General features: G+C 60.8%; 22 protein-coding genes, 1 pseudogene and 1 riboswitch. Of the genes and pseudogenes, 12 read left to right on the forward strand and 11 right to left on the reverse strand.

Features of this window, described 5'->3' with window-relative positions:
- Positions 1-3 precede the first annotated feature (3 nt).
- The 4 genes from GN234_RS20435 to ahcY form a co-directional block, all read right to left on the reverse strand.
- Positions 4-783 carry a substrate-binding periplasmic protein gene (locus GN234_RS20435; RefSeq protein WP_109755097.1) on the reverse strand — a complete coding sequence of 260 codons (780 nt, stop codon included), beginning with the start codon at positions 781-783 and terminating at the stop codon, positions 4-6.
- 134 nt (positions 784-917) lie between these two features.
- The gene (locus GN234_RS20440; RefSeq protein ID WP_109755096.1) at positions 918-2,000 is read right to left on the reverse strand and encodes a hypothetical protein; all 1,083 of its coding nucleotides are present in this window, start codon (positions 1,998-2,000) and stop codon (positions 918-920) included.
- Between the two features lie 80 nt (positions 2,001-2,080).
- Positions 2,081-2,926, reverse strand: coding sequence for a methylenetetrahydrofolate reductase [NAD(P)H] (gene metF, locus GN234_RS20445; RefSeq protein WP_176688981.1), 846 nt, complete (start codon positions 2,924-2,926; stop codon positions 2,081-2,083).
- 191 nt (positions 2,927-3,117) lie between these two features.
- Positions 3,118-4,527, reverse strand: a complete 1,410-nt coding sequence (gene ahcY, locus GN234_RS20450) for an adenosylhomocysteinase (protein WP_109755094.1) — start codon at positions 4,525-4,527, stop codon at positions 3,118-3,120.
- A 23-nt stretch (positions 4,528-4,550) separates the two neighbouring features.
- Positions 4,551-4,657: riboswitch (S-adenosyl-L-homocysteine riboswitch) on the reverse strand.
- 189 nt (positions 4,658-4,846) lie between these two features.
- Between ahcY and GN234_RS20455 the strand changes: the two genes are divergently transcribed.
- Positions 4,847-5,248, forward strand: a complete 402-nt coding sequence (locus GN234_RS20455) for an acyl-CoA thioesterase (RefSeq protein WP_072346269.1) — start codon at positions 4,847-4,849, stop codon at positions 5,246-5,248.
- Positions 5,249-5,451: 203 nt separating this feature from the next.
- Positions 5,452-6,333 carry a formate/nitrite transporter family protein gene (locus GN234_RS20460; RefSeq protein WP_109755093.1) on the forward strand — a complete coding sequence of 294 codons (882 nt, stop codon included), beginning with the start codon at positions 5,452-5,454 and terminating at the stop codon, positions 6,331-6,333.
- Positions 6,334-6,370: 37 nt separating this feature from the next.
- Here the strand turns inward: GN234_RS20460 and GN234_RS20465 are convergent, their stop codons facing one another.
- On the reverse strand, positions 6,371-8,233 hold the full coding sequence (locus GN234_RS20465) for a patatin-like phospholipase family protein (RefSeq protein WP_233459480.1): 1,863 nt from the start codon (positions 8,231-8,233) through the stop codon (positions 6,371-6,373).
- A gap of 333 nt (positions 8,234-8,566) precedes the next feature.
- A complete protein-coding gene (locus GN234_RS20470) occupies positions 8,567-9,727 on the reverse strand; it encodes an MFS transporter (protein ID WP_109755091.1) in 1,161 nt (386 codons plus the stop codon).
- A gap of 196 nt (positions 9,728-9,923) precedes the next feature.
- Here GN234_RS20470 and GN234_RS20475 point away from each other — a divergent pair, with 196 nt between their 5' ends.
- Positions 9,924-10,757 (forward strand): EamA family transporter, encoded by an 834-nt coding sequence (locus tag GN234_RS20475; RefSeq protein ID WP_109755090.1) that lies wholly within the window; start codon positions 9,924-9,926, stop codon positions 10,755-10,757.
- A 42-nt stretch (positions 10,758-10,799) separates the two neighbouring features.
- Positions 10,800-11,183, forward strand: coding sequence for an MAPEG family protein (locus tag GN234_RS20480; RefSeq protein ID WP_109755089.1), 384 nt, complete (start codon positions 10,800-10,802; stop codon positions 11,181-11,183).
- A gap of 152 nt (positions 11,184-11,335) precedes the next feature.
- Here GN234_RS20480 and mltA read toward each other — a convergent pair whose 3' ends face one another.
- Positions 11,336-12,523, reverse strand: a complete 1,188-nt coding sequence (gene mltA / locus GN234_RS20485) for a murein transglycosylase A (RefSeq protein ID WP_109755088.1) — start codon at positions 12,521-12,523, stop codon at positions 11,336-11,338.
- A 125-nt stretch (positions 12,524-12,648) separates the two neighbouring features.
- On the opposite strand from mltA, the gene GN234_RS20490 reads away from it, so the two are divergent.
- Positions 12,649-13,098: a c-type cytochrome gene (locus GN234_RS20490; protein WP_109755087.1), complete on the forward strand. Its 450-nt coding sequence runs from the start codon at positions 12,649-12,651 to the stop codon at positions 13,096-13,098.
- Positions 13,099-13,136: 38 nt separating this feature from the next.
- Here the strand turns inward: GN234_RS20490 and GN234_RS20495 are convergent, their stop codons facing one another.
- Together GN234_RS20495 and ligB are read right to left on the reverse strand one after the other, a co-directional pair.
- A complete protein-coding gene (locus GN234_RS20495; RefSeq protein ID WP_109755086.1) occupies positions 13,137-13,532 on the reverse strand; it encodes a DUF1090 domain-containing protein in 396 nt (131 codons plus the stop codon).
- A gap of 90 nt (positions 13,533-13,622) precedes the next feature.
- On the reverse strand, positions 13,623-15,296 hold the full coding sequence (ligB, locus tag GN234_RS20500) for an NAD-dependent DNA ligase LigB (RefSeq protein ID WP_176688982.1): 1,674 nt from the start codon (positions 15,294-15,296) through the stop codon (positions 13,623-13,625).
- A 206-nt stretch (positions 15,297-15,502) separates the two neighbouring features.
- Between ligB and GN234_RS20505 the strand changes: the two genes are divergently transcribed.
- Positions 15,503-16,123: a LysE family translocator gene (locus GN234_RS20505; RefSeq protein ID WP_176688983.1), complete on the forward strand. Its 621-nt coding sequence runs from the start codon at positions 15,503-15,505 to the stop codon at positions 16,121-16,123.
- A 222-nt stretch (positions 16,124-16,345) separates the two neighbouring features.
- Here GN234_RS20505 and metK read toward each other — a convergent pair whose 3' ends face one another.
- Both metK and GN234_RS20515 read right to left on the reverse strand, forming a co-directional pair.
- The gene (gene metK / locus GN234_RS20510; RefSeq protein WP_116833643.1) at positions 16,346-17,536 is read right to left on the reverse strand and encodes a methionine adenosyltransferase; all 1,191 of its coding nucleotides are present in this window, start codon (positions 17,534-17,536) and stop codon (positions 16,346-16,348) included.
- Between the two features lie 19 nt (positions 17,537-17,555).
- A pseudogene (locus tag GN234_RS20515) lies at positions 17,556-18,550 on the reverse strand (ArsR/SmtB family transcription factor).
- A gap of 291 nt (positions 18,551-18,841) precedes the next feature.
- Here GN234_RS20515 and tkt point away from each other — a divergent pair.
- The 6 genes from tkt to fba all read left to right on the forward strand — a co-directional run bounded on the left by tkt (position 18,842) and on the right by fba (position 25,202).
- A complete protein-coding gene (tkt, locus tag GN234_RS20520) occupies positions 18,842-20,839 on the forward strand; it encodes a transketolase (protein ID WP_109755082.1) in 1,998 nt (665 codons plus the stop codon).
- Positions 20,840-21,005: 166 nt separating this feature from the next.
- A complete protein-coding gene (gene epd / locus GN234_RS20525) occupies positions 21,006-22,061 on the forward strand; it encodes an erythrose-4-phosphate dehydrogenase (RefSeq protein ID WP_109755081.1) in 1,056 nt (351 codons plus the stop codon).
- A 24-nt stretch (positions 22,062-22,085) separates the two neighbouring features.
- Positions 22,086-23,249: a phosphoglycerate kinase gene (locus GN234_RS20530; protein ID WP_176688984.1), complete on the forward strand. Its 1,164-nt coding sequence runs from the start codon at positions 22,086-22,088 to the stop codon at positions 23,247-23,249.
- A 31-nt stretch (positions 23,250-23,280) separates the two neighbouring features.
- Complete coding sequence (locus GN234_RS20535; RefSeq protein ID WP_109755079.1) at positions 23,281-23,505, forward strand: hypothetical protein; 225 nt, start codon at positions 23,281-23,283, stop codon at positions 23,503-23,505.
- A 56-nt stretch (positions 23,506-23,561) separates the two neighbouring features.
- Positions 23,562-23,894: an MliC family protein gene (locus GN234_RS20540; protein ID WP_109755078.1), complete on the forward strand. Its 333-nt coding sequence runs from the start codon at positions 23,562-23,564 to the stop codon at positions 23,892-23,894.
- A gap of 243 nt (positions 23,895-24,137) precedes the next feature.
- Complete coding sequence (gene fba / locus GN234_RS20545) at positions 24,138-25,202, forward strand: class II fructose-bisphosphate aldolase (protein ID WP_003177554.1); 1,065 nt, start codon at positions 24,138-24,140, stop codon at positions 25,200-25,202.
- The last annotated feature ends 125 nt before the right edge of the window (positions 25,203-25,327 follow it).

Raw genomic sequence — 25,327 nt, forward strand, 5'->3', positions numbered from 1 at the left:
GGTTTATTTCAGCGTTGCCTGACCGGGCGAGGCGACCTTGGCAATCGGGCCGGCGCCGTAACGGGCGCTCAGTTCGGCATAGGCCGGTTCGCGCTTGAAACGCTTGAGTTCGGCACCGAAGCGTTGCACCAGCAAATCCATCCCGGCGTTGCGCCGCACCGCCAGGTATTGGCTTTGACGGCTCACGACCGTCGGGTTTTCGGTAATCTGGTCGCCCAACCGCATTTGTTCGAGCACATGCCGGCCCACCCTGCGGTCGGTGATGAGCAGATCGATCCGCCCCAGTTGCAACTTGCCGAAATTGGCTTCGTGGGTGGGCGCCGTTTCACGGGTGAACAGGGTCGACTCACTGAAAGCCTGGCTGTACAGATAACCGGGCGAGGTGCCGATGGTCAGGCCGCCCAAGTCATCGAGGGTACGAAACGGATGGGGCCGGGCATTGGCGTAGAACATCACGAACTCCACGTCCGACAGCGGTTCGCTGGGGTAAAGCAGCATGGCATCGCGCTTATCGCTGTGGAAAATGTCCAGCGCACCGTCCGCCAGCCCCTGCTCCAGCATCACCAGGCAACGCTTCCATGGCAGGAACTGCCATTCCACGTCGATGCCCAGGCGCTTGAACACGATGGCCGTGGTTTCGTAGTCCAGGCCTAGCATCTTGCCCTGCTCTTCGTAGACATACGGGGCCCAGGGTTCGGTGACAATGCGCAACTTCTCGGCCCGGGCAGTCATGCTCAGGCACAGGAGGAGAAGGGCGGTCAGCAGCTGGACAATGACGGGCATGGCCTGAGGTTACGACGAGAGCTCATCAAATAGCTAGAGCGCTCTGGCCTGCGCCCTCGTGGCCTGTGTGGTTATTCCAGTCAGTTCAACTTCTGGCATCCGAATTTGAACTAACGAACTAACCACGCAGGCTGCTAATTGTCCTTTGCCTGCATCAAGTGCTCATAGATGGCTACGCGGCGCTCACCCAGTACCAGGCGAATCAGCGGATGATTGAGCCAGCGTTTGAGCTCATGGTCCTGCAACGGTTTTTCCAGGCGGTGTTCGACGTTCTCCAGGGCTTTTTCCCACCAGACCGGCGCGCAGGCCTGGTCGAACTGGTTGGTGTGGCGGTAGCAGCCATAGAGGATTTCGCGCATGAATTGGCGTTTATGATTGGGCAGCGCCAGGGTAACGACCTTGTAGGCCAGGCGTTGGAAGGCCGGCGGCCGGGGCAGGGTGGCAGTGACTTGCCCGGTTTCATCCAGGGCCCGTTGGCAAACCGGCGCGGCGCGGTGTTTGTCGAGCCAGGCTTTGGTCTTGGCGCGGAACAGTTGCTTGCGGCTCCAGTAATGATGGATCAGGTCCGGGCATTCGCGCACCTGCACCGAGCGATAGGCCGCTACCGAAAGACAGAATTCTTCCAGTGTGTAGGCACCCTGCGCCAATGGATACAGTTCATCCATCAGGGCGAGGGAGCGATCCAGGACCGCGGTATCCGCGCAGTTGAGGCCAATGACCCCCGAGTTCAACAACGGCATGTCGTCGTCTGCCAATTGCCGCTGGCGCAGGGTATCGGCCAGTGTCAGGTACAGCCCGGAATCCTTGTTGGCGCCATACGTCAGGCCGAAAGCGTTGCACAGCAGCGTGCCAGGCCGGACGCGGCGGAACAGTTCGAGGGGGGAGCAGTGGAAAAAAGTGTCGGTGTCGATCAGCAGCGCTACTTCGGCTTCTTCGAGCACTTTCTGCATCACCACGTGCTTGGCGCGGAAGTGATAGCCGTGGGGTTCGATCCAGGCCTGGCGGGTCTCGTTGTCCAACGGGCGCAAACGCACCGGCAGCCCTTCGTACGGTGCGGGATTGTCGGTGAACACCTGGATATCCAATGCTTCGTCCGGCGTCTTGCGCAGGCCGGCCAACGCGCTGGCGATGCTGAACAACGCTTCCTGGTGATAGGTTTCGGCCCCGTAAACCAGATAAATGAGCTGTGGGGTCGTTAGCCTGTGACCATTGGGCATCTACTGCAATCCTCCAGATATGTGCTTAAAAAAAAGGCCTTGGTTTTCGCCAAGGCCTCTTGTACCAGCGCATCAAGACATCAGCGTGGCAGCTTGAGGTTGTTCCATACCGCGAGGCTGGGCTCGGCCTGGTTAAGGGTATAGAAATGCAGCCCTGGCGCACCACCTTGCAACAAACGCTCACACATTTGCGTGATGACCTCCTCGCCGAAGCTTTGAATGCTGGAGGTGTCATCGCCGTAGGCTTCCAGCTGCTTGCGGATCCAGCGTGGAATTTCTGCACCGCACGCGTCGGAGAAACGCGCCAGCTTGCTGTAGTTGGTGATCGGCATGATCCCCGGCACGACAGGGATGTCGACCCCCAACTTGCGTACACGCTCGACGAAGTAGAAGTAACTGTCGGCGTTGAAGAAGTACTGGGTAATCGCGCTGTTGGCGCCAGCGTTGGCCTTGCGCACGAAGTTACGCAGATCGTCTTCGAAATTGCGCGCCTGGGGGTGCATTTCCGGATAAGCAGCCACTTCAACGTGGAAATGATCGCCGGTTTCTTCACGAATGAAGCTCACCAATTCGTTGGCGTGGCGCAGCTCGCCGCTGGCCATGCCCATGCCCGACGGCAGGTCACCACGCAGGGCGACGATGCGCTTGATGCCAGCGGCCTTGTATTGGGTCAACAGGCTGCGCAGGTCGTCCTTGCTGTCGCCCACGCAGGACAGGTGAGGGGCGGCGGGGATTTTGACTTCGCTTTCGAGCTGCAACACGGTGTTCATGGTGCGGTCACGGGTCGAACCGCCAGCGCCATAGGTGCAGGAGAAGAAGTCGGGGTTGTAGCTGGCCAACTGACGGGCAGTGGCGATCAGTTTTTCATGCCCAGCATCGGTCTTCGTCGGGAAGAACTCGAAGCTGTAGCGACGGTCTTGGGACATGGTCATATCCTTGGAAACGCGTAAGCCTGGGAGGCCTGCACATTCCTTGTAGGAGCGGACTCATGTGGGAGCGAGCCTGCTCGCGATTGGCATCGCCTCGGCCTGACAGCTTAATCGAGGTGTCTGCATCGCGAGCAAGCTCGCTCCCACAAAGAGCCCGCTCCCACAGGGAGAGCAGGCAATAGAACCGATCAGTAGCGGTAAGCGTGCGGCTTGAACGGGCCTTCGACGGTAACGCCGATGTAGTCAGCCTGTTGCTTGGTCAGCTTGGTGACCACACCGCCGAAACCGCGGACCATTTCCAGGGCCACTTCTTCGTCGAGCTTCTTGGGCAGTACTTCCACGGTCAGGCGCTCGGCTTTCTGAGCTGGCGACAGGTCGGCGTATTTCTGGCCGAACAGGAAGATCTGGGCCAGGACCTGGTTGGCGAACGAACCGTCCATGATGCGGCTTGGGTGGCCAGTGGCGTTGCCCAGGTTCACCAGGCGGCCTTCGGCCAGCAGGATCAGGTAGTCGTCGTTCTGTGGGTCGAAGCTGCCAGTGCCGGTGCGGTGAACCTTGTGCACCTGTGGCTTCACTTCTTCCCATGCCCAGTTCTTGCGCATGAAAGCGGTGTCGATTTCATTGTCGAAGTGACCGATGTTGCAGACCACGGCGCGCTTTTTCAGGGCCTTGAGCATGTTGGCGTCGCAGACATTGACGTTGCCGGTGGTGGTCACGATCAGGTCGATCTTGCCCAGCAGCGCTTTGTCGATGCTCGCTTCGGTGCCATCGTTGATCCCGTCGATGAACGGCGAAACCAGTTCGAAACCGTCCATGCAGGCCTGCATGGCGCAGATCGGGTCGACTTCGGACACCTTGACGATCATGCCTTCCTGGCGCAGGGACTGGGACGAACCCTTGCCCACGTCACCGTAGCCGATCACCAATGCCTGCTTGCCCGACAACAGGTGGTCGGTACCGCGCTTGATGGCATCGTTGAGGCTGTGACGGCAGCCGTACTTGTTGTCGTTCTTGCTCTTGGTGACCGAGTCGTTGACGTTGATGGCCGGGATCTTCAGTTCGCCCTTGGCCAGCATGTCCAGCAGGCGGTGTACGCCGGTGGTGGTTTCTTCGGTCACACCGTGGACGTTTTCCAGCACGGCCGCGTATTTCTTGTGCAGCAGCTCGGTCAGGTCACCGCCGTCGTCGAGGATCATGTTGGTGTCCCATGGCTGGCCATCCTTGAGGATGGTTTGCTCCAGGCACCACTCGTACTCTTGCTCGGTTTCGCCTTTCCAGGCGAATACCGGGATACCGGCAGCGGCAATGGCGGCAGCGGCCTGGTCCTGGGTCGAGAAGATGTTGCAGGACGACCAGCGCACTTCGGCACCCAGGGCAACCAGGGTTTCGATCAGCACGGCGGTCTGGATGGTCATGTGGATGCAGCCGAGGATCTTCGCGCCCTTGAGCGGTTGCTCGCCGGCGTACTTGCGGCGCAGGCCCATCAGGGCTGGCATTTCGGATTCGGCGATGATGATTTCGCGACGGCCCCAGGCAGCCAGGGACATGTCGGCGACTTTGTAATCGGTAAAAGCGGCAGGCGTAATAACAGCGCTCATGAAGAGCCTCCATTCGTAATGTATGCGAATGGGCGCCGTTGTGCGTTTAGTGTCCGTATGGGGAGCCCCGTACGAACAACGCCCCATCCGAGCCTGACAGGTCGAGCCTGCTGCAGCGCCCCTCGGACAGGTGGCGGGAACGGTCCAAAGCGTGGACCGGTAAAGCGGGGCGATTATAACGGGCTAACCGGATCTTCCAAAAGGGTTTCTGTCGGCAAATCAAAATTGCCGATGATCGTTATAGGGGCCGCGATGTAGAGCCTGCCTGCCGGGTCTGCCATGATGCAGCCATTCATCGGCCAGGCGCTCAGGAGTGAACATGAATTTCCACACCCGCAAATGGGTCAAGCCCGAAGACCTCAACCCCAACGGCACACTGTTCGGTGGCAGCCTGTTGCGCTGGATCGACGAAGAAGCGGCGATCTACGCCATCGTCCAGCTCGGCAACCAGCGCGTGGTCACCAAGTACATTTCGGAAATCAACTTCGTCAGCGCCTCGCGCCAGGGCGACATCATCGAGCTGGGCATCACCGCCACCGAATTTGGCCGCACCTCCATCACCCTGACCTGCGAGGTGCGCAACAAAATCACCCGCAAGAGCATCCTGACCGTGGAGAAGATGGTTTTCGTCAACCTTGGTGAGGACGGTTTGCCCGCGCCTCATGGGCGGACCGAGATCAAATACGTCAAGGATCAGTTCAAGGATGATGTTGTCGAGTGAGATCGGCGGCGCCGCTATCGCGAGCAGGTCCGTTCCCACATTGATTCGGTATTGATCATGGGATTTGTGTTCGCCATCAATCCCCTTGTGGGAGCGAGCTTGCTCGCGATGGCGGCTTCAAGGTCCATGAACATCAGTCCACCACTGAACAGCTCCGAACGCCACGTGTCGTAGCTACATCACGCCACCGGTTCAGGAGCTGTATGGACACCCATAAAGACGGCAAGACCCCTGATCTCTCGGCTCAGGAACAGCACGAAGTCGACCGCAACCAGCCGCCGCGGGCTGCCGTGTTGCATGAAATCATCCGCACCCAGGGCAACCAGGAACTTGAGCGCAGTATCGCTGCGCTCTGGTGGTCGGCCCTGGCGGCGGGGTTGACCATGGGCCTGTCACTGATGGCGATGGGGTTGCTCAACTCCCGGCTGCCGGACCACGAAGGCTTCAAGGTCATCGCCAGCTTCGGTTATTGCGCCGGTTTTCTCGCGGTGATCCTGGCCCGCCAGCAATTGTTCACCGAAAACACCCTGACCGCGGTGCTACCGATCATGAGCAAGCCCACCCTGGGCAATTTCGGGCGGTTGATCCGGCTCTGGGGCGTGGTGCTGGTGGGCAATCTGTGTGGCACCTTGCTGGTGGCCTACGTGATGTTGCACCTGCCGATTTTTGACCAGCGCACTGACCAGGCTTTCCTGGAGATCGGCCGCAAGGTTATGGAAAACGACACCGGCCAGATGTTTGCCAAGGGCATCATTTCCGGCTGGATGATCGCCACCATGGTCTGGATGATCCCCTCCATGGAAAGCGCCAAGATGTGGATCATCATTCTGATCACTTACCTCATGGCGCTGGGGGATTTCACTCACATCGTCGTCGGCTCGGCGGAAGTGTCCTACCTGGTGTTTGCCGGTCAGTTGTCGTGGGAGGACTTCTGGATGGTGTTTGCCGGGCCGACGTTGGCGGGCAATATCGTCGGTGGGAGTTTTATCTTCGCTTTGATCAGTCATGCGCAGATTCGTAGCGAAGTCGGCCCGCCCAAAGATAAGCCGTCAGGAGCGGCAAGGCCGCGTGGCGACTCGGAATGAATGGGAGCCTGATCGCAGGCTCCCGGCGTGGTTGGCGTTAATTGAATTGCATGTTGCGCAGGGTCTTGCGGGTTGTTGACTCCGGATCAAGCATTCCCGTGTAGCGCGACCTGTAGTTGGCGATGACCCGTTCGAGTGCTTTGTTGAACGCGATCCTCTGCGCCAGTGAATTGTTGAACCTCTTTGGATCTTGCACTTCCTGAAGGTCCCGGATTGCCCCTTCTATCAGCTTGATGTTTGCACTGGGCTGGCCGCTGCGGAAGAGTGTGGGATGCAGCACGTTTTGCACGACGTTATGGATGCGCGTGGCAATGTCCTGCTGGTGCATTTGCTCGACGGCGTGACGGGTCACCTCGGAAATGGCGCTGGTCGCGCCTTTGTCCCACTCGGCGGCGGCCTGCAGGAATTGCATGAAGTCCGGGTCATTGCCGTGATTGAGGCGTTTAGCTAGCCATTGCAGCTTGCCGGGTTGATCCGCAAGTTGGTCGAGGGCCCTGATGGCCATGTGCATTTGCGAGGTGGGTTCAAGCTTAGAAGGTGTTTCGTTGGCCGCTTGGATCGCTTCCTTCAATTGCGTCAACGCCTGTTGTGCGTGGCGCCTGAAGGCAATCACCTCGGTGCAGGCTTCGTCGTCTTCCAGTTCTGCGCTCAGCGGTTCGAAATCCTTGTCGCTCAACGCCAACAGGGCGTCCTCGATCGAGACAAATGCAAAGGTTTGCTGCGTGGCGTAGCGCTCGTCCAGATAGCTTTGGACAACCTTGCGCAGCTCTTCCTGGAGATAATTCTTGATCTCCTCGGACATGCCGAAATTGACCGTTCCACTCAACAGGCCACGGTAATCGCCTTTTTCGGTTTTCAGCGGTACGACGACGATCTGGTCGGCAAAGCGCTTCAGTTGCTTGGCATTCCACGCGGCGCTAGCCGTATGGGGGGCCTTGAGAACGCTGTCGATCAGGGCCGAGATGCCCGTACCCCGCTGGTTTTCCTGGTCCGATTCTTCAGACTCGAACACCAGGATCAAAGACTCGCTGTCCGGGATCGGGCTCATGGAGGTCGCCGGATTATAGATGTCAGGTACCGGTGTGTTGTTCAGAATGCCGCCATCGGCAAATGCCGTGGTTTCAATACGTTTCTCATCGTTCTGTTGGAATGGCAGCCCTTGCTGGGTCGGCTTGCTGAAGACGACCGGCAGCGACGCGGAGATAAGCGCGGCCACGGCAATGTCCATATTCGGCGTGGTCTTCTCGCTGAACACCACCAATTGCGTGCCTTCCTCGAACATGGCGGTGCCGGTGATTTCCACGGTCTTGATCTGTGGGATCTCTTTGCTCAGGACTGCCAGGTCAGCAAAGGTGACGTATTGGTTCTGTCTCACATTGGCAATGGCTTGTTGCGCTTTCTCGGAGAGAGGTTCCGAGTGATCGTCGCAGCGTTGCAAAAGCGCCGCGCAGGATTTCTCCCGGATCAGATTCTCCAGCGGTATCCCCTTGGAGCCCAGGCGTGGCAACAGATCACACAACAATTGCGCCAGCGGAACGCTTTTCAGTTTTTCGCCCAGCTTCGACCAGGCGTTCTGGAGTGTTTTAACGATAGGGTGGGTGCTGTCGAGCAAGGACGTGAGGGGAATATCGTCAAGGATCTGGTCGAAACACGCATGACTCATGCCGCTGGCGAGTACGGCGGCCGATATGGCCCCTGCAGAGGAGCCTGAAATCGTTCTGATATTACCCATGAGACCGTTGGCTTCGAGGGCTTCGACAAGTCCGGAGTAAGCCGCCCCCTTGGCGCCACCGCCACTCAGGACCAAGTCCGTAATGGGGGGGCGATTCATGGTGACTTCGACACTACCGTCGCCATGTCGAATGATGGATATCGACCGGCCTGTCGCGCGGTCTACCAATAGGCAGTCATCTCCAGGATTCGCTGGTCTTGTGATCTGGTCTGTGCTCTCAAAAGAGCTACGGGGAGGGGGCTGTTGCGAGATTGCTAGCATTCTGGTTCGTTCCTTGTACCCGTGGGGGACCGAACTCTAAGCAAAATCCGAGGGCTTATTGCGTTGCGACTCAATTGGACAAACATCCGCCGGCTGCAAACAGCACTCGGCGGATTTCAATGAAAAGCGCTCTGGAACAAGGCTTCTGGAAGGTAGGTAAAACAGCTCGCACGGATGGGGACAAAGTCTTACTGAAAGCGTCGCCCATTCGCTCACGGGCAGGGCAGATTTCTCAGCCCCTCAAACAGCGACTGCCACCGAACGACGTTGTCGGTAGATAAAGAATAAGGCAGTCAACACCGTGAGGCCCCCGACCAACGCCCCGGTCCATGGCAGATCCGCCAGATCCGCACCACTGGCCACCACCAACCCGCCAATCCACGCCCCAGCCGCGTTGCCGAGATTGAACGCGCTCTGATTCAGCGTAGAGCCGAGGTTCGGTGCTTCGTGGGCTTGGTCGATGATCAGCAATTGCAGGATCGGGCACAGGGCGAAGGCGAAGACACCCCACAGCACCAGGGTGATCGCCGCCGGAATCACCGACTGGCTGGTCTGGCTGAACGCGGCCAACACCAGCACCACGGCCAGGGCCATGCCCACCAGCGAGGGCAGCAGGCGTCGGTCGGCCAGGCGCCCACCGAGGAAACTGCCCGCCGTCAGGCCAACGCCGAACAACAGCAGCATGATGGTGATGCCATGGGGACTGACACCGGTGATGTCTTGAAGGATCGGCGCGATGTAGGTGAACACGCTGAACAGGCTGGTGGAGGCCAGCACGCTCATGCCGAGAGCGAGCAATACGTTGACCTTGCCCAGGACTTTGAACTCGCTGGCCAGGTTGGCCTTGTCCATGGGGATTTCCTTGGGCAGCCAGACCCATTGGGCGATGGCTGCGATCACCCCGATCACCGATACCGCCCAGAAGGTCGAGCGCCAGCCGGCGTATTGGCCCAAGGCCGTGCCCAACGGCACGCCCAACACGTTTGCCAAGGTCAGGCCGGTGAACATCATCGCAATGGCCTGGGCCCGTTTGTTCGGCGCCACCAACCCGGCCGCCACTACCGAGCCGATGCCAAAGAACGCCCCATGGCACAGCGCGGTGATGACTCGCGCGGCCATCAGCGTGGTGTAGTTCGGCGCCAGGGCGCAGAGGACGTTACCGAGGATGAACATCAGCGTCATGCCCAGCAGCGTCGCCTTGCGCGGCATATTGGCGGTGCCGATGGCCAGGATCGGAGCGCCGAACACCACGCCCAGGGCATAGCCGGTGATCAGCAACCCGGCCTGGGGAATGCTCACCGCCAGGTCACGGGCGACATCGGGCAACAGCCCCATGATGACGAATTCAGTCGTGCCGATGCCGAAAGCGGCGACGGCCAAAGCAAGCAAGGCGAGCGGCATGCGCAAGGTCTCTGTCTGTAGTCTTGACGCTCTGATCAGGCATACGCATGCCGACACCACCGGTTCGAGTGAACGGGGCAACAGCGAAATTATTGGAATAGGTGTATGCGCAACTGAGTGCGGCGTGGTCGCTTGCAGTATAAACGGCCGCGGATGGATGGCGAATCAATTCTCTGAATGGAATAAGGAGCGTGCCGTGATTGCAACGGCCTTGGTGTTGGTGGCGGCGCTGTTGCATGCGGCGTGGAATACGCTGATCAAGTTCAGTGGCGAGCGTTTGCTGGTGGTGGCGTGCATGGACAGTGTCGCCTTGCTGTTCGTCGCGTTGGCCTTGGGTTTCGTGGCCGTGCCGCCGTTGGAGATCTGGCCGTGGATCCTGGCCTCGGCGCTGTTCGAGCTGTTGTATCGCTATCTGCTGATCCAGGCTTATCGGGTCGGTGACCTGGGGCTGGTCTATCCGTTGATGCGCGGCCTGTCGCCGTTGGTGGTGTTGGCCCTGACATTTATTTTCGCCGGTGAAGCACTGACGATCCAGCAGATCATCGGCATTTTACTGATCCCGTTCGGCATGCTTTGCCTGTTGTGGCAGGGCGGTGGTGGCGAGCGATTGCCCTGGTCGATGTTGCCGGTGGTGGCGCTGATCGGCCTGTGCATCGGTTGCTACACCTTTATCGACGGCCACGCCTTGCGGCGTTGGTCCCATCCGCTGGATTACCTGGTCTGGCTCACGCTGCTCAGTGCCTGGCCGTACCCGTTGCTGGCGTTGGTCGGCAAGCGACCGGCGTTCTTGCTGTTTTGGCGCGAGCAATGGCGGTTGGGGTTGGCGGTCGGACTCTGCGTTTTGTTCAGCTACGCTCTGGTGCTGTGGGCCATGCAACTGGGGTCGATTGCCGAAGCAGCGGCGCTGCGGGAGATCAGTGTGATCCTGGTGGTGCTGTTCGGCATGCGCTACCTGAAAGAACCTTTTGGCCGGCCGCGGCTCTTAGCTTGCGCTCTGGTGTTGATTGGCATGCTGGTGATGAAAGCCTGACTGGCGCTCGATTCTCTCTAAAAACTCGAAAAGGAAGTGCGTATGACGGTTGCCCTGTGGTGTGTGTTGATTGCTTTTCTCCTGCCTTACCTGTGTGTCGGGATCGCCAAGGCCGGTGGGAGATACCGGTTGCAGGATAACCACGACCCCCGGGACTTTTTGGACTCGCTCGAAGGCGCTCCCCGGCGGGCATACGCCGCGCAACTGAACAGCTTCGAAATCAGCCCGTTTTTCGCCGCCGCCGTGATCGTCGCACACCTGGCCGGCAATGCCGAGCTGGTGACTATCAACGTGTTGGCGGTGTTGTTCATCACCAGTCGCCTGCTCTACATCATTTGCTACCTGGCGGACTGGGCCATCTTGCGGTCGCTGGTGTGGTTCGTGGGGGTGGGGTTGGTCTTGAGTTTCTTTTTTGTTTCGGTCTGAGCCTGGCGGTTGAGACATAGCCTCTGTGAGGTCCTATCGCGAGCAGGCTCGCTCCCACAATGGATCTAGCCGTACACAAAATATGTGTCCACTGGAGATCAGCTGTGGGAGCGAGCCTGCTCGCGATGGGGCAGGGACAATCAACACATCTCTTAGGGATTGGCGCTAACCGCGTTCGCCACCTGCGGCACCGATGGCAACGCCATGCCCTTGGGCCACAGCATCCAGATCTGCCCTTGTTGCTTCATGTCCCCGGCCAATTGCCCTGCCGCCTCGCCTGTGCCCCAGAACAGGTCCGCCCGCACTTCGCCAGCAATCGCGCCGCCAGTGTCCTGGGCGGCGACCGGCCGGTTCAAGGGACTGCCGTCGGGGCGAGTGGTGGATAGCCACAACAGGCTGCCCAGCGGAATCACCTTGCGGTCCACCGCCACGCTGTAGCCGGCGGTCAGCGGTACATTCAGCGAGCCTCGCGGGCCTTCGTTACTGTCGGGGTTGCGGTTGAAGAACACGTAGCTGGGATTGCTGCCGAGCAATTCAGGAATACGGTTCGGGTTGGCCTTGGCCCAGGCACTGATGGTGCCCATGGTCACGTCTTCTTTCTTAAGCTCACCCTGTTCGACCAGCCAGCGCCCGATGGGGCGGTAAGGGTGGCCGTTCTGGTCGGCATAACCGATGCGCAGTTGGCGACCATCATCGAGGCGAATACGTCCCGAGCCCTGGATTTGCAGGAATTGCAGGTTCATGGGGTCGGTCAGCCAGGCGATGACCGGTGCCTTGACCCCGTTGGTTTCGATGGTGGCCGCGTCGTCGTACGGCTTGAGCACCCGGCCTTCGAGGCGGCCGCGCAGGCGTTTGCCCTTGAGCTCAGGGTAGATGCTGTCCAGCGACACAATGATCATGTCGTCGGGCACACCGTAGACCGGGATGTTCGCCGTAGCGGTCTGGGTGAGGCTGCCGGGGTATACCGGTTCGTAGTAGCCGGTAATCAGGCCATTGGGGCTGTTGTCCCCCGAGCGCAGGCCGTAGACGTCCAGGTTCTGTTTCAGGAAATTGCGAACATCCGGTGCGGTTTGCGGCACCTTGGCCGCTGCTGCGCAGGTCGGGCCCCAGGTCGCATCGGTCTTGAGACGGGTGCAAGCGCTGCGCCAGGAGCTGAAACCGGCCAGCAAGTCCGCATCGGACACCGACGGCAACGCTTCCCACGGTGCGCTGACATAGGTGGCGAGGGCATGGGTCTGAGGCTCTTCGACCTTTTCGCCGCGATTACAACCGGCCAACAGTGCGATCAGCGGTAGGGTCAATGCCAGGCCTTTGTGCCAGGTCTTGATGCGGCTGTTCATGAAGATTTCCTTTGCAGTCATTCGGACGCTGTCAGGCGCTCGAACAACCCGTATTGTTGATAGGGCCATTGGTCTTTACCGATGACCCGAGGATACTAACCGCCGTTTCCTGCCCCGAGGCCAAGATGTTTGTAAAACGATTTTCCATGGCAGCGCTGGCCTGCCTGATGTTGTCCGCCTGTGGCGGCGTCGATCCCAATTCTCCCCTGGGCCAGCGCAAGGCGATCTTCAAGCAGATGCTCAAGACCAGCGAAGAGCTGGGCGGCATGTTGCGCGGCCGCGTCCCGTTCGATGGCGCACGATTTGCCGACGGCGCGGTGCAGCTGGATCAGCTGTCCCATGAGCCGTGGAAACACTTCCCGCAGGTACGCGAGCAAGACCACACCAGCGCCCGGGATGAAGTCTGGCAAAAACAGGCGCGCTTCCAGGAACTGGCGCGCAATCTTGAAGCCGCCACCGGTGAATTGGTGACCGCCAGCAAAATCCAGCCCTACAAGGCCAGTTACCTGGGGCCGGCGGTCCAGAAGGTCGAGGATGCGTGCAGTGCCTGTCATAAGGAATTTCGGGATCATTGAATAAAACAGCTGCAAGCGCAGAGCTTTGAGCTTGCCGCTTACTTATCCAACTCATCCACCGCTTCCTGCAGTTCCTTGCGGGAGGCTGCCAGCTTGTCCTTGCGTTTGTTGATCCGCTCGGCGTCGCCTTTCTTCATGGCCTTTTCCAGGTCGGCCTGACGTCGGCTGACCTCATGCTTGGCATCGAGCACCTTGTTTTCACGCTCCTTGCGCAAGGACGCATCGGTGCAGTGGGTGGTGACTTCACTCAGCGCGGTTTCCAGGCCTGCCTGCTGGTCCTGGTTGCCGCGGGACTTGGCCAGTTCGATCTGGTTGATGATGCCCTGGCGCTTGGCCGCGCAGCCGGTGAGCTCCGGGGCTTGCTCGTCCGCCATCAAGGGGGCGGCCATGGCGCTGCATAAAACCAGCAGGGCAACGGGGGACAGGAAATTCATAGCAACTCCGTAAAAAATCGCGAGCGGTCGGTACAGATGCGCTGTTGGAACGCATGCTTGCCCCTTGGGTTCAACCACGCGGGGCCCGGATTAAAAACCGTCGACCCCGGCGGTGCGTAATTCCTCACTCAAGGCCAGCACCTGCGGGTCGCGAAAAAATGCGCTCAATTGCGCGGCGCGTCCCGGTCCGATGCCGGCTTCGGCTTGCCATTGTTCGGTATTTCGCTCGGCCAGCACCTGCCACGGCCCTTCCAGCCGGGCCTCACCGACCGGCGGCAGGCCCAGGGCCTTGAGCCATTGCCCGAAAGGGCGTTGCCGGGCGCTGTCCAGGCTGGCGAGCAGGCGCGCGCTACTGCGTTCGCCGAAGCCACCAATGTTAGCAAGCTCGGCGGCATCAAGGGTCAACCAATCCAGCAAACCGTGGAGTCGACCTGCAGCCAGGAGTTTTTCCCAGGTGCCGGGACCGACATGGGGCAGGGCGAGCCCGTGCTTGCCGCTGAGCCAGTTCAGGCGTGCGAGGAACTGGCTTTCACAGCCGGGCGTCGCTTGCCAGCAACTCAGGACGTGGTAGTCGTCGGCCAACGGAGCGTTGACCTCCTGGCGCTCGACACTGCGCAGTACAACGCTGTCGAGTCGCGGGATGGTCAGCCCGGCCAGGCTGATGGCCACCTGGTCGCCGGGACGGATGTCCATCTCCTCCCAGCGCTTGAGGGAACTGACACTTACCCGGCGAATCCACCGGTCGTCGAGCCGGATGCGTTCAAGCTCCAGTACGGGCGTGATGCGCCCGGTGCGACCGACCTTGAAGTGCACCTTGCGCACCTCGGCCAGGGCTTGTGCGTATGGGTATTTCCAGGCAACGGCCCAGAACGGTGCCCGAGCCTGCCAGCGTTTGGCGGGTGGCCGGCGGCTCTGGCGCAGGACGATCCCGTCACTGGCGAAAGGCAGCGGCGTACGATACCAATGGTCGCGCCAGCGCTCGGCGTCAGCGAGGGTCCGGACAGGTTGGTTGTAATCGAGGGTGTTGGCGAAGCCCAGCTCACTCAACGCGGCCATCCGCTCGGGCAGGGTATGCGGCCCGTCGGGCCAGTCCCAGACAAACAGGCCGATGTACGTCCCCTCTTGCACCGTCAGATTTGTGCGCGCCATCAGGCCCGCTATGGTCGACCGGGCATTGAGACTGCCATTGTCGGCCTGGACATGGCTGTTGAGCCGCCAGTACAGCTCGCCCTGGACAAGCACGTCCAAAGGCTGGCGCAGCCGTTGAGGGATGCTGCTGATCTTGTGCACAGCCCAGGTCCAGTCCTGTCCTTGAATCCCGTCGCCGCGGCTGATCGCCTGATGCAGGCGGCCTCCACGATAGACCAATGTCACCGCCACACCATCGACTTTCGGTTGGACCCAGACGTCCTCCCGGTCATGCAACCAGGCTCTCGCACCGTCGGCGTCCTTGAGTTTGTCCAGGCCGGTATGAACAACCGGGTGCGGTACTTTTCCCGCTCCCGGGCGCAAGGGGGTGGCGGGTGCTTCAAGGCCAAAGCAATTGCGCCATTGGTCCAGTTTCAAGCGGGACTGATCGTAAAGCTCGTCGGCCACCAGCGAGCGGCCGTAGCGGTGATAAGTGTCGTCCCACTCGTCGATTCGCTGTTGCAGTGCGGCGATCTCCGTCTGGGCGCGCTCGGTGGGCCAGTCGGGGCAGGGCGCCGCAATGGCGGGGCCGGTGATGAATATGAAACAGGCGATTGTGCGTGATAACGGCAGCATCGAAGCATCCTTGCTTGGTGGTGTGCTTGAAGACTAGTTGCAGTAGCTCGAGGTGCGAGTCCGAGTGCGTTACCGGATTTTGCGAGGCCTGATGGCAAAGTCGCGGCGGTACAGTGCGGCACGATTTAGCCGCGCAACTGTCCCTTGAACCCCTCAAGGGCCGGTGCAGAATGGACCTTCGTTTCGCCTCTGCCAGGAGTGTTCCGATGGACCTGACGACCCTCGCCGTTTTCATTCCGGCCTGCTTCGCGCTGAACATGGCGCCGGGGCCGAACAACCTGTTGTCCATCAGTAATGCTTCGCGCTATGGCTTCGTTCGCGCGTGTAGCGGTGGCCTCGGTCGGCTGCTGGCCTTTGCGATCATGATTGCCCTGGCCGCGGTGGGGCTCACCGCCGTGCTGCATACCTCGGAGCTGTTGTTCCTGGGGATCAAGCTTGTCGGTGCCGGTTATCTGTTCTACCTGGCCGTGCAATTGTGGCGGGCCCAACCCGAGGCTGGCAGCGAAGCGGCGGTCGCGTCGATGAGCAGGGCCGGCCTGGCGCGCCAGGAATTCCTGGTGGCGATCGGTAATCCGAAGGCGATCCTGTTGTTCACTGCGTTCCTGCCGCAGTTCGTCGACCGTACAGGCACCGTCGCCCAGCAGTTCGCCGTGCTGGGTGGCTTGTTCCTGGCGCTGGAGTGTATTGCCATCGGGTTGTATTGCTACATGGGGATTTACGCGCGACGGCTGTTCGCCCGGCCCAGTGGCAAGCGGCTGTTCAATCGGCTGTGTGCGGGCTTGTTGGCCAGTGCGGCTTCGTTTTTGCTGGTGGCGCGGCGATCTTGAGCTTCGGCGAGGGAATTTTGTGGGAGCAAGGCTTGCCCGCGATACAGGCGCCTCATTACCACAGGGACCGAGTTGTCCTCATCGCGGGCAAGCCTTGCTCCCACAGATAAATTCCATCGTCACAAGGCCCCGGTATGAACTTACCCTTTGAGTGGTCAAGCACCAGGCATGAAAAAGGCCCTGGCGATCAAGTCGCCAGGGGCTTTTCTTTACACGTGGGTGTTACAGGCCGGCAGCGGCGCGCAGGGCGTCGGCGCGGTCGGTTTTTTCCCAGGTGAAGGTGGTGAAGGTATCGCCATCGACCGTCTTGGTTTGTGGCGTACGACCGAAGTGACCATAGGCGGCGGTGTCCTGGTACATCGGGTGCAGCAGGTCGAGCATGGTGGTGATGGCGTATGGACGCAGGTCGAACACTTCGCGGACCAGGTTGATGATCTTGTCATCGCCGATCTTGCCGGTGCCGAAGGTGTTCAGCGAGATCGACGTAGGCTGCGCCACGCCAATGGCGTAGGAAACCTGGATCTCGCAGCGCTCGGCCAGGCCGGCGGCCACGATGTTCTTGGCTACATAACGCCCGGCATAGGCCGCCGAACGGTCGACCTTCGATGGGTCCTTGCCGGAGAACGCACCGCCGCCGTGACGGGCCATGCCGCCGTAACTGTCGACGATGATCTTGCGCCCGGTCAGGCCGCAGTCGCCCACCGGGCCGCCGATGATGAACTGGCCGGTCGGGTTGATGTGGAACTGGGTGTCCTTGGACAGCAACTCGGCAGGCAGCACGTGCTTGACGATCAGTTCCATCACGCCTTCGCGCAGGTCTTTGTAGGACACATCAGGGTTGTGCTGGGTCGACAGGACGACGGCATCGATACCGACTACCTTGCCGCCTTCGTAGCGGCAGGTCACCTGGGACTTGGCGTCCGGGCGCAGCCAAGGCAGCAGGCCGGATTTACGAGCCTCGGCCTGACGTTGAACCAACTGGTGCGAGAAGGTGATCGGGGCCGGCATCAGTACGTCGGTCTCGTTGCTGGCATAGCCGAACATCAGGCCCTGGTCGCCCGCGCCCTGGTCTTCAGGCTTGGCCCGATCGACGCCTTGGTTGATGTCGGGGGACTGCTTGCCGATGATGTTCATCACGCCGCAGGTCGCGCCGTCGAAGCCGACGTCGGAACTGTTGTAGCCAATGCCCAGGATGACGTCCCGGACGATCTGTTCCAGGTCGACCCAGGCCGAAGTAGTGACTTCGCCGGCGATGATCGCCACGCCCGTTTTCACCAGAGTCTCGCACGCCACGCGGGCGAACTTGTCTTCAGCAATAATGGCGTCCAGCACCGCATCAGAAATCTGGTCGGCGATTTTGTCCGGATGCCCTTCAGACACGGACTCGGAGGTGAAAAGGGAGTATTCGCTCATCTCGATGTTTTCCTACAAGTTACCGTTGGTGAGTGTCGCCAGTGGCCGCTGAAAGTGGCGAACCTGGATCTGGAAACCATTACGTAAGCCTATATAGAGGCTTTCCCCGGGCACGAGGCCCGCAGCGGTGGCCCAGCGGGCCAGGTCGTCCTGTTCAAACCCGAGCCAGAGATCGCCGCAGGCCTCCCTGGCCCAGCTCTGGTTGTGGCTGCATAACTCCGTCACCAACAAGCTGCCGCCCGGTTGCAGCAGGCCGGCCATGTGCCTGAGTGCGTCGGCCGGCGCGGCGAAATGATGCAGCACCATGTTCAATACCACGCAGTCGGCCTGCAGGCTCATGCCATCCAGTGCATCGGCCAGTTGCAGGCTGACATTAGCCAGGGCCTCGCGCTCGCAAACCTGGCGCGCCAGTTCGAGCATGGCCGGGCTGTTGTCCAGCGCCGTCACCTGGCTGAAGCGTCGCGCCAGCTCCGGCAGAAAGGCGCCATCGCCGGGGCCGACTTCGATCGCCGTGGCCGCGGGTTCGAAGCTCAGTTTGTCGAGCAGCGCCACAACGCTTTCGCGGTACTGCGGCAAGCCGGCGATCAGGTCCTGCTGGGCGCGAAATTTCTCGGCGACCCGTGCGAAGAAGTCCTGGCTGGCGGCGGCCCGTTGCCCGTGTACCTGGGCGATGCGAGCCTGCACGTCGGTCGGCAGGGTCAGCGCGTCCACTTCGTCCAGCAGCGCCGCGTGCAGCTTGCCACCCAGCAGATCGCTGTGGGGCAGGGCGCGGCGATAGAAAATGGCGTTGCCTTCCCGACGGGTCGCCACCAGGTCGGCCTGGGCCAGGACCTTGAGGTGGTGACTCATGCCGGACTGGCCGATGCCGAAGATCTGCGCCAGTTCCAGCACGCCGAACGAGTCGTTGGCCAGGGCGCGCAATACATTGAGCCGCAACGGATCGCCGCCGGCCTTGCAAAGGGCCGCTAGCTCATCGCAGTCGTCATGGCGAATGGAGGGCGCGGGTAAGTTCATGATGAGGCAGTCTGTTTCATGGTGAAGCAGTCTAGTGAGGGGTTTGGATCATCGCAAGTTCAATATCAAAAAGTTTTGATATTGCTCGATAAATGGCACTTCTCCACCCGTGCTTGACTCTACAAACCACCAGCGGAAAGGTTTCACCTGGTGAATGCGACTTTATCCACCGGAAAAACGCCCAAGGATGACTATCTGTCATTGCCCCGGGGCGGGTGGGTGAGGGAAAATGCTCGCCTTTTTCAGTTTCGTTTTATTCATTCTCGATTCAATACCCGCAGGAGAACAGCGATGCCCAGCCGTCGTGAGCGTGCCAATGCCATTCGTGCCCTCAGCATGGATGCCGTGCAGAAAGCCAACAGCGGCCATCCCGGTGCCCCCATGGGTATGGCGGATATCGCCGAGGTGCTTTGGCGCGACTACCTCAAGCACAGTCCGAGCAACCCATCGTTCGCCGACCGTGACCGCTTTGTGCTGTCCAACGGCCACGGTTCGATGTTGATCTACTCGCTGCTGCACCTGACCGGCTACGACCTGTCGATCGATGACCTGAAGAACTTCCGCCAACTGCACAGCCGCACTCCGGGCCACCCGGAATACGGCTACACCCCAGGCGTGGAAACCACCACCGGCCCGCTGGGCCAGGGCCTGGCCAACGCCGTGGGCTTTGCCCTGGCCGAAAAAGTCCTGGCGGCGCAGTTCAACCGCCCAGGCCATAACGTCGTCGACCACCACACCTACGTATTCCTGGGTGATGGCTGCATGATGGAAGGCATTTCCCATGAAGTCGCCTCCCTGGCTGGCACCCTGGGCCTGGACAAGCTGATCGCCTTCTATGACGACAACGGCATCTCCATCGATGGCGAAGTCGAAGGCTGGTTCACCGACGACACCCCCAAGCGCTTCGAAGCCTACAACTGGCTGGTGATCCGCAACGTCGACGGTCACGATCCGGAAGAGATCAAGACCGCCATCGAGACGGCCCGCAAGAGCGCCCAGCCGACCCTGATCTGCTGCAAGACCACTATCGGCTTCGGTTCGCCGAACAAACAAGGCAAGGAAGACTGCCACGGCGCGCCACTGGGTGCCGAGGAGATCGCCCTGACTCGCGCCGCGTTGAAGTGGAACCACGGTCCGTTCGAAATCCCGGCCGACATCTATGCCGAATGGGATGCCAAGGAAAAAGGTCGTGCGCTCGAAGCCGAGTGGGACCAGCGTTTCGCGGCTTACTCCGCCGAATTCCCTGAGTTGGCAAACGAACTGGTCCGTCGTCTCAGCGGCGAGCTGCCAGCCGACTTCGCCGAAAAAGCCTCGGCCTACATCGCTGAAGTCGCCGCCAAGGGCGAAACCATCGCCAGCCGCAAGGCCAGCCAGAACACCCTGAACGCCTTCGGCCCATTGCTGCCGGAACTGCTGGGCGGTTCGGCCGACCTGGCCGGTTCCAACCTGACCCTGTGGAAAGGCTGCAAAGGCGTCAGCGCCGAAGACGCCAGCGGCAACTACATGTACTACGGCGTGCGCGAGTTCGGCATGAGCGCGATCATGAACGGCGTGGCCCTGCACGGCGGCCTGGTGCCGTACGGCGCCACTTTCCTGATGTTCATGGAATACGCCCGCAACGCCGTGCGCATGTCGGCGCTGATGAAAAAACGCGTGCTCTACGTGTTCACCCACGACTCCATCGGCCTGGGCGAAGACGGCCCGACTCACCAGCCGATCGAGCAACTGGCCAGCCTGCGCTGCACGCCGAACCTGGACACCTGGCGCCCATGCGATGCGGTGGAATCGGCAGTGGCCTGGAAGTACGCCATCGAGCGTAACGACGGCCCGTCGGCGCTGATCTTCTCCCGCCAGAACCTGCAGCACCAGAACCGTGATGCCGACCAGATCGGCGACATCACCCGCGGTGGCTACGTGCTCAAGGACTGCATCGGCGAGCCAGAACTGATCCTGATCGCCACCGGTTCCGAAGTTGGCCTGGCCGTCCAGGCCTACGACAAGCTGACCGCCCAGGGCCGCAACGTGCGTGTGGTCTCCATGCCTTGCACCAGCGTGTTCGATGCCCAGGATGCCGGTTACAAGCAAGCGGTGTTGCCGCTGCAGGTCAGTGCGCGGATCGCCATCGAGGCTGCTCACGCCGATTACTGGTACAAGTACGTGGGCCTGGAAGGCCGCGTGATCGGCATGACCACCTACGGCGAATCGGCGCCTGCGCCGGCGTTGTTCGAGGAGTTCGGCTTCACCCTGGAGAACATCCTGGGTCAGGCTGAAGAGCTGTTGGAAGACTAAGTCCAGGAATGCATCGCCTGTTCTGATGCCATCTCGGGCAAGCCTTGCTCCCACAGGATATGCACGCTCCCATTGGGAAAATGCCATCCTGTGGGAGCAAGGCTTGCCCGCGATGAGTGCGGAACATCCAGCGCTTCCATGGATTAACCCTGGTCAGAGAACCCCCATGCCCCAACCGCGTCCCTACAAAGTTGCACTCAACGGCTACGGCCGGATTGGTCGTTGCGTCTTGCGTGCGTTGTTCGAGCGAGGGGCGAAGGCCGGGTTCGAGATCGTGGCCATCAACGATCTGGCCGACATGGCCAGCATCGAATACCTGACACGCTTTGACTCCACCCACGGCCGGTTTCCCGGTGAAGTGCGGGTCGAGGGCGATTGTCTGCATATTAATGGCGACTGCGTGAAAGTCCTGCGCAGTGCCACCCCCGAAGGCATCGATTGGGCGTCCCTGGACGTCGACCTGGTGCTCGAATGCTCCGGTGCCTACCACACCCGCGAAGACGGTCAGCGCTTCCTCGCGGCCGGTGCGCCACGGGTGTTGTTCTCCCAGCCAATGGCCAGCGAGGCGGATGTCGATGCCACCATCGTCTACGGTGTGAACCAGGATTGCCTGAGCGGCGACGAGCTGTTGGTGTCCAACGCGTCCTGCACCACCAACTGCGGCGTGCCGCTGTTGCGCCTGCTGGACCAGGCAATCGGCCTGGAATACGTGTCGATCACCACCATCCACTCGGCGATGAACGACCAGCCGGTGATCGACGCCTATCACCACGAGGACCTGCGTCGCACTCGTTCGGCGTTCCAGTCGGTGATTCCGGTGTCCACTGGTCTGGCGCGCGGCATTGAACGGCTGTTGCCGGAACTTGCCGGGCGAATTCAGGCCAAAGCCGTGCGGGTGCCGACGGTCAACGTGTCCTGCCTCGATATCACGATGCAGACCGTGAGCGATACCGACGCCACCGAGGTCAACCGGATCCTGCGCGAAGCCGCCACCAGCGGCCCGCTCAAAGGCCTTCTGGCCTACACCGAGTTGCCTCACGCCAGTTGTGATTTTAACCATGACCCGCATTCGGCCATCGTCGATGCCAGCCAGACCCGTGTTTCCGGGCCAAGGCTTGTGAACATCCTGGCCTGGTTCGACAACGAATGGGGGTTTGCCAACCGAATGCTGGACGTTGCCGAGCATTACCTGCAAACCGCTTCTAAAAAACCTGCTCTCTAAACAGTTACCCAGGAATTGCGACCCATGACCGTGTTGAAGATGTCCGACCTCGATCTGCAAGGTAAGCGCGTACTGATCCGCGAAGACCTCAACGTCCCCGTCAAGGACGGTGTCGTCACCAGCGACGCGCGTATCCTGGCTTCGCTGCCGACCATCAAGCTGGCCCTGGAAAAAGGCGCGGCCGTGATGGTCTGCTCCCACCTGGGCCGTCCGACCGAAGGCGAGTTCTCGGCGGAAAACAGCCTCCAGCCGGTAGCCGATTACCTCAGCCGTGCCTTGGGCCGTGACGTGCCACTGGTCGCTGACTACCTGGGTGGCGTGGACGTGAAGCCCGGCGATGTCGTGCTGTTCGAAAACGTGCGCTTCAACAAGGGCGAGAAAAAGAACGCCGACGAACTGGCCCAGCAATACGCTGCCCTGTGCGACGTGTTCGTGATGGACGCGTTCGGCACCGCCCACCGCGCCGAGGGCTCGACCCATGGCGTGGCGAAGTTCGCCAAAGTCGCCGCTGCCGGCCCGCTGCTGGCCGCCGAACTGGAAGCACTGGGCAAGGCCCTGGGTTCGCCGGCCCAGCCGATGGCCGCCATTGTTGCCGGCTCCAAGGTCTCCACCAAGCTGGACGTGCTCAACAGCCTGAGCCAGGTCTGCAACCAGTTGATCGTCGGTGGCGGTATCGCCAACACGTTCCTCGCCGCTGCCGGTCACCCGGTCGGCAAATCCCTGTACGAGCCGGACCTGCTGGACACCGCCCGGGAAATTGCCGCCAAGGTCAGCGTGCCATTGCCAGTGGACGTGGTCGTGGCCAAGGAATTCGCCGAAAGCGCCACCGCCACCGTCAAGCTGATCGCTGACGTGGCCGAGGACGACATGATCCTCGACATCGGCCCGCAAACCGCGGCCAACTTCGCCGAACTGCTGAAATCCTCCCAGACGATCCTGTGGAACGGTCCGGTCGGTGTGTTCGAGTTCGACCAATTCGGCAACGGCACCAAGGTGCTGGCCCAGGCCATCGCCGAAAGCGCTGCGTTCTCCATCGCCGGTGGCGGCGACACCCTGGCGGCCATCGACAAATATGGCGTGGCCGAACAGATCTCCTACATTTCTACCGGTGGCGGTGCTTTCCTCGAATTCGTCGAGGGCAAAGTGCTGCCTGCCGTGGAAGTCCTGGAAAGCCGGGCCAAGGCCTGACGCTGCGTTGACCAGGCAAAGGAGTGTTCTGATGGTCAAGACGTTCACGTTGCTGCTGGCCGCGACGATGTTGGTGGCCTGTTCGAGCAGCCCAAAGGCAACGGCCCCGGAAACCGGGACGCCGGCGCCTGAAGAGGGCTGCTACCAGGCCGACTGGCAGGCCGAGACCAACCCGGTGCTGAACAAGCGTTCCGGACCGGATGGCCTGGACAAATACGAGACGCAAACCCCGGTCAAGGAACATGGTTGTCCTTGACGGGTCTGACTCTTAACTCAGGGCTGGCTGCGTGTGCCGTCAGTCGAGGAACACGGATGAAAGGCTTGATCGCCGTCGTGGCGTTGGCATTGCTGGGTGGTTGTGCGCAGTTGGACTTCTTGCACACCGCCGAACCTGTTGAAGGTTGGACGACCTGGACCTGTGACAGCGAGGCCAAGGTGCTCTGGCGCTACGCCGATGCGGCCCGCAAGGAAGTCGACGTACGCCTGGGCGGTGCCGATAAGGTTTATCGCCTCAAGCTTGAGCCGGGAGCCGAAGGTTCGCTGTACAGCGATGACATGCTGGCGTTTCACGTCAAGGGTGAGGAAGGCCTGGTGTACTGGGTTGCCACCAATGACTTGATTGGGCGTGGCTGTAAGGCTGACTGATTCAATAGATAGCCAATGTGGGAGCGAGCCTGCTCGCGATAGCGATGTATCAGGCGCCAGAGATGTTGACTGTTAGGCCCTCATCGCGAGCAGGCTCGCTCCCACAGGGGCCTCTATAGTTTCGAGATTTTGTTTCACCGAACACGCAGACCGGGGTCACCCCCGATCCGCAATGACTTGAATAGCCGCCGCCGCTCCGGCAGGCTGGCACGATTAACGACCCTCGACCGGGAGAGAGACACAATGGCACTTATCAGCATGCGTCAGATGCTGGACCACGCAGCCGAGTTCGGCTACGGCGTTCCAGCCTTTAACGTCAACAACCTTGAGCAGATGCGCGCCATCATGGAAGCCGCTGACAAGACTGACTCTCCGGTGATCGTCCAGGCTTCGGCCGGTGCCCGCAAATACGCCGGTGCGCCGTTCCTGCGCCACCTGATCCTGGCGGCGATCGAAGAATTCCCGCACATCCCGGTGTGCATGCACCAGGACCACGGCACCAGCCCTGACGTCTGCCAGCGCTCCATTCAACTGGGCTTCAGTTCGGTGATGATGGACGGTTCCCTTGGCGAAGACGGCAAGACCCCGACCGACTACGAGTACAACGTACGCGTCACCCAGCAGACCGTCGCCATGGCCCACGCCTGCGGCGTTTCGGTAGAGGGTGAGCTGGGTTGCCTGGGCTCGCTGGAAACCGGCATGGCCGGTGAAGAAGATGGCATCGGCGCCGAAGGCGTGCTGGATCACAGTCAGATGCTGACCGACCCGGAAGAAGCCGCGGACTTCGTCAAGAAGACCCAGGTCGACGCCCTGGCCATCGCCATCGGCACCAGCCACGGCGCCTACAAGTTCACCAAGCCACCTACCGGCGACGTGCTGGCCATCGACCGCATCAAGGAAATCCACAAGCGCATCCCCAACACCCACCTGGTGATGCACGGTTCTTCCTCGGTTCCGCAGGAGTGGCTGGCGATCATCAACCAGTACGGCGGCGACATCAAAGAAACCTACGGCGTGCCGGTTGAAGAAATCGTCGAAGGCATCAAGTACGGCGTGCGCAAGGTCAACATCGATACCGATTTGCGCCTGGCGTCCACCGGTGCCATGCGTCGTTTGATGGCGACCAACCCGAGCGAATTCGATCCGCGTAAGTTCTTCGGCGCGACCGTGACGGCCATGCGCGACGTGTGCATCGCGCGTTACGAAGCGTTCGGCACTGCCGGCAACGCCTCCAAGATCAAGCCGATCTCGTTGGAAGCGATGTATCAGCGGTATCTGAAAGGTGAGTTGAACGCTAAGGTCAACTAAGGCTTCAGCGTTGTAAGAAAACCCGCAGTGATGCGGGTTTTTTTATGTGTGGGATTTGTGTGTATATCCGTTGCTGCGGTAACGGCCACTTATGGTTCCGCTCTTACAGCGGGTCACTTTCGAAA

This window comes from Pseudomonas bijieensis, assembly GCF_013347965.1.
GTDB classification, from domain to species: domain Bacteria; phylum Pseudomonadota; class Gammaproteobacteria; order Pseudomonadales; family Pseudomonadaceae; genus Aquipseudomonas; species Aquipseudomonas bijieensis.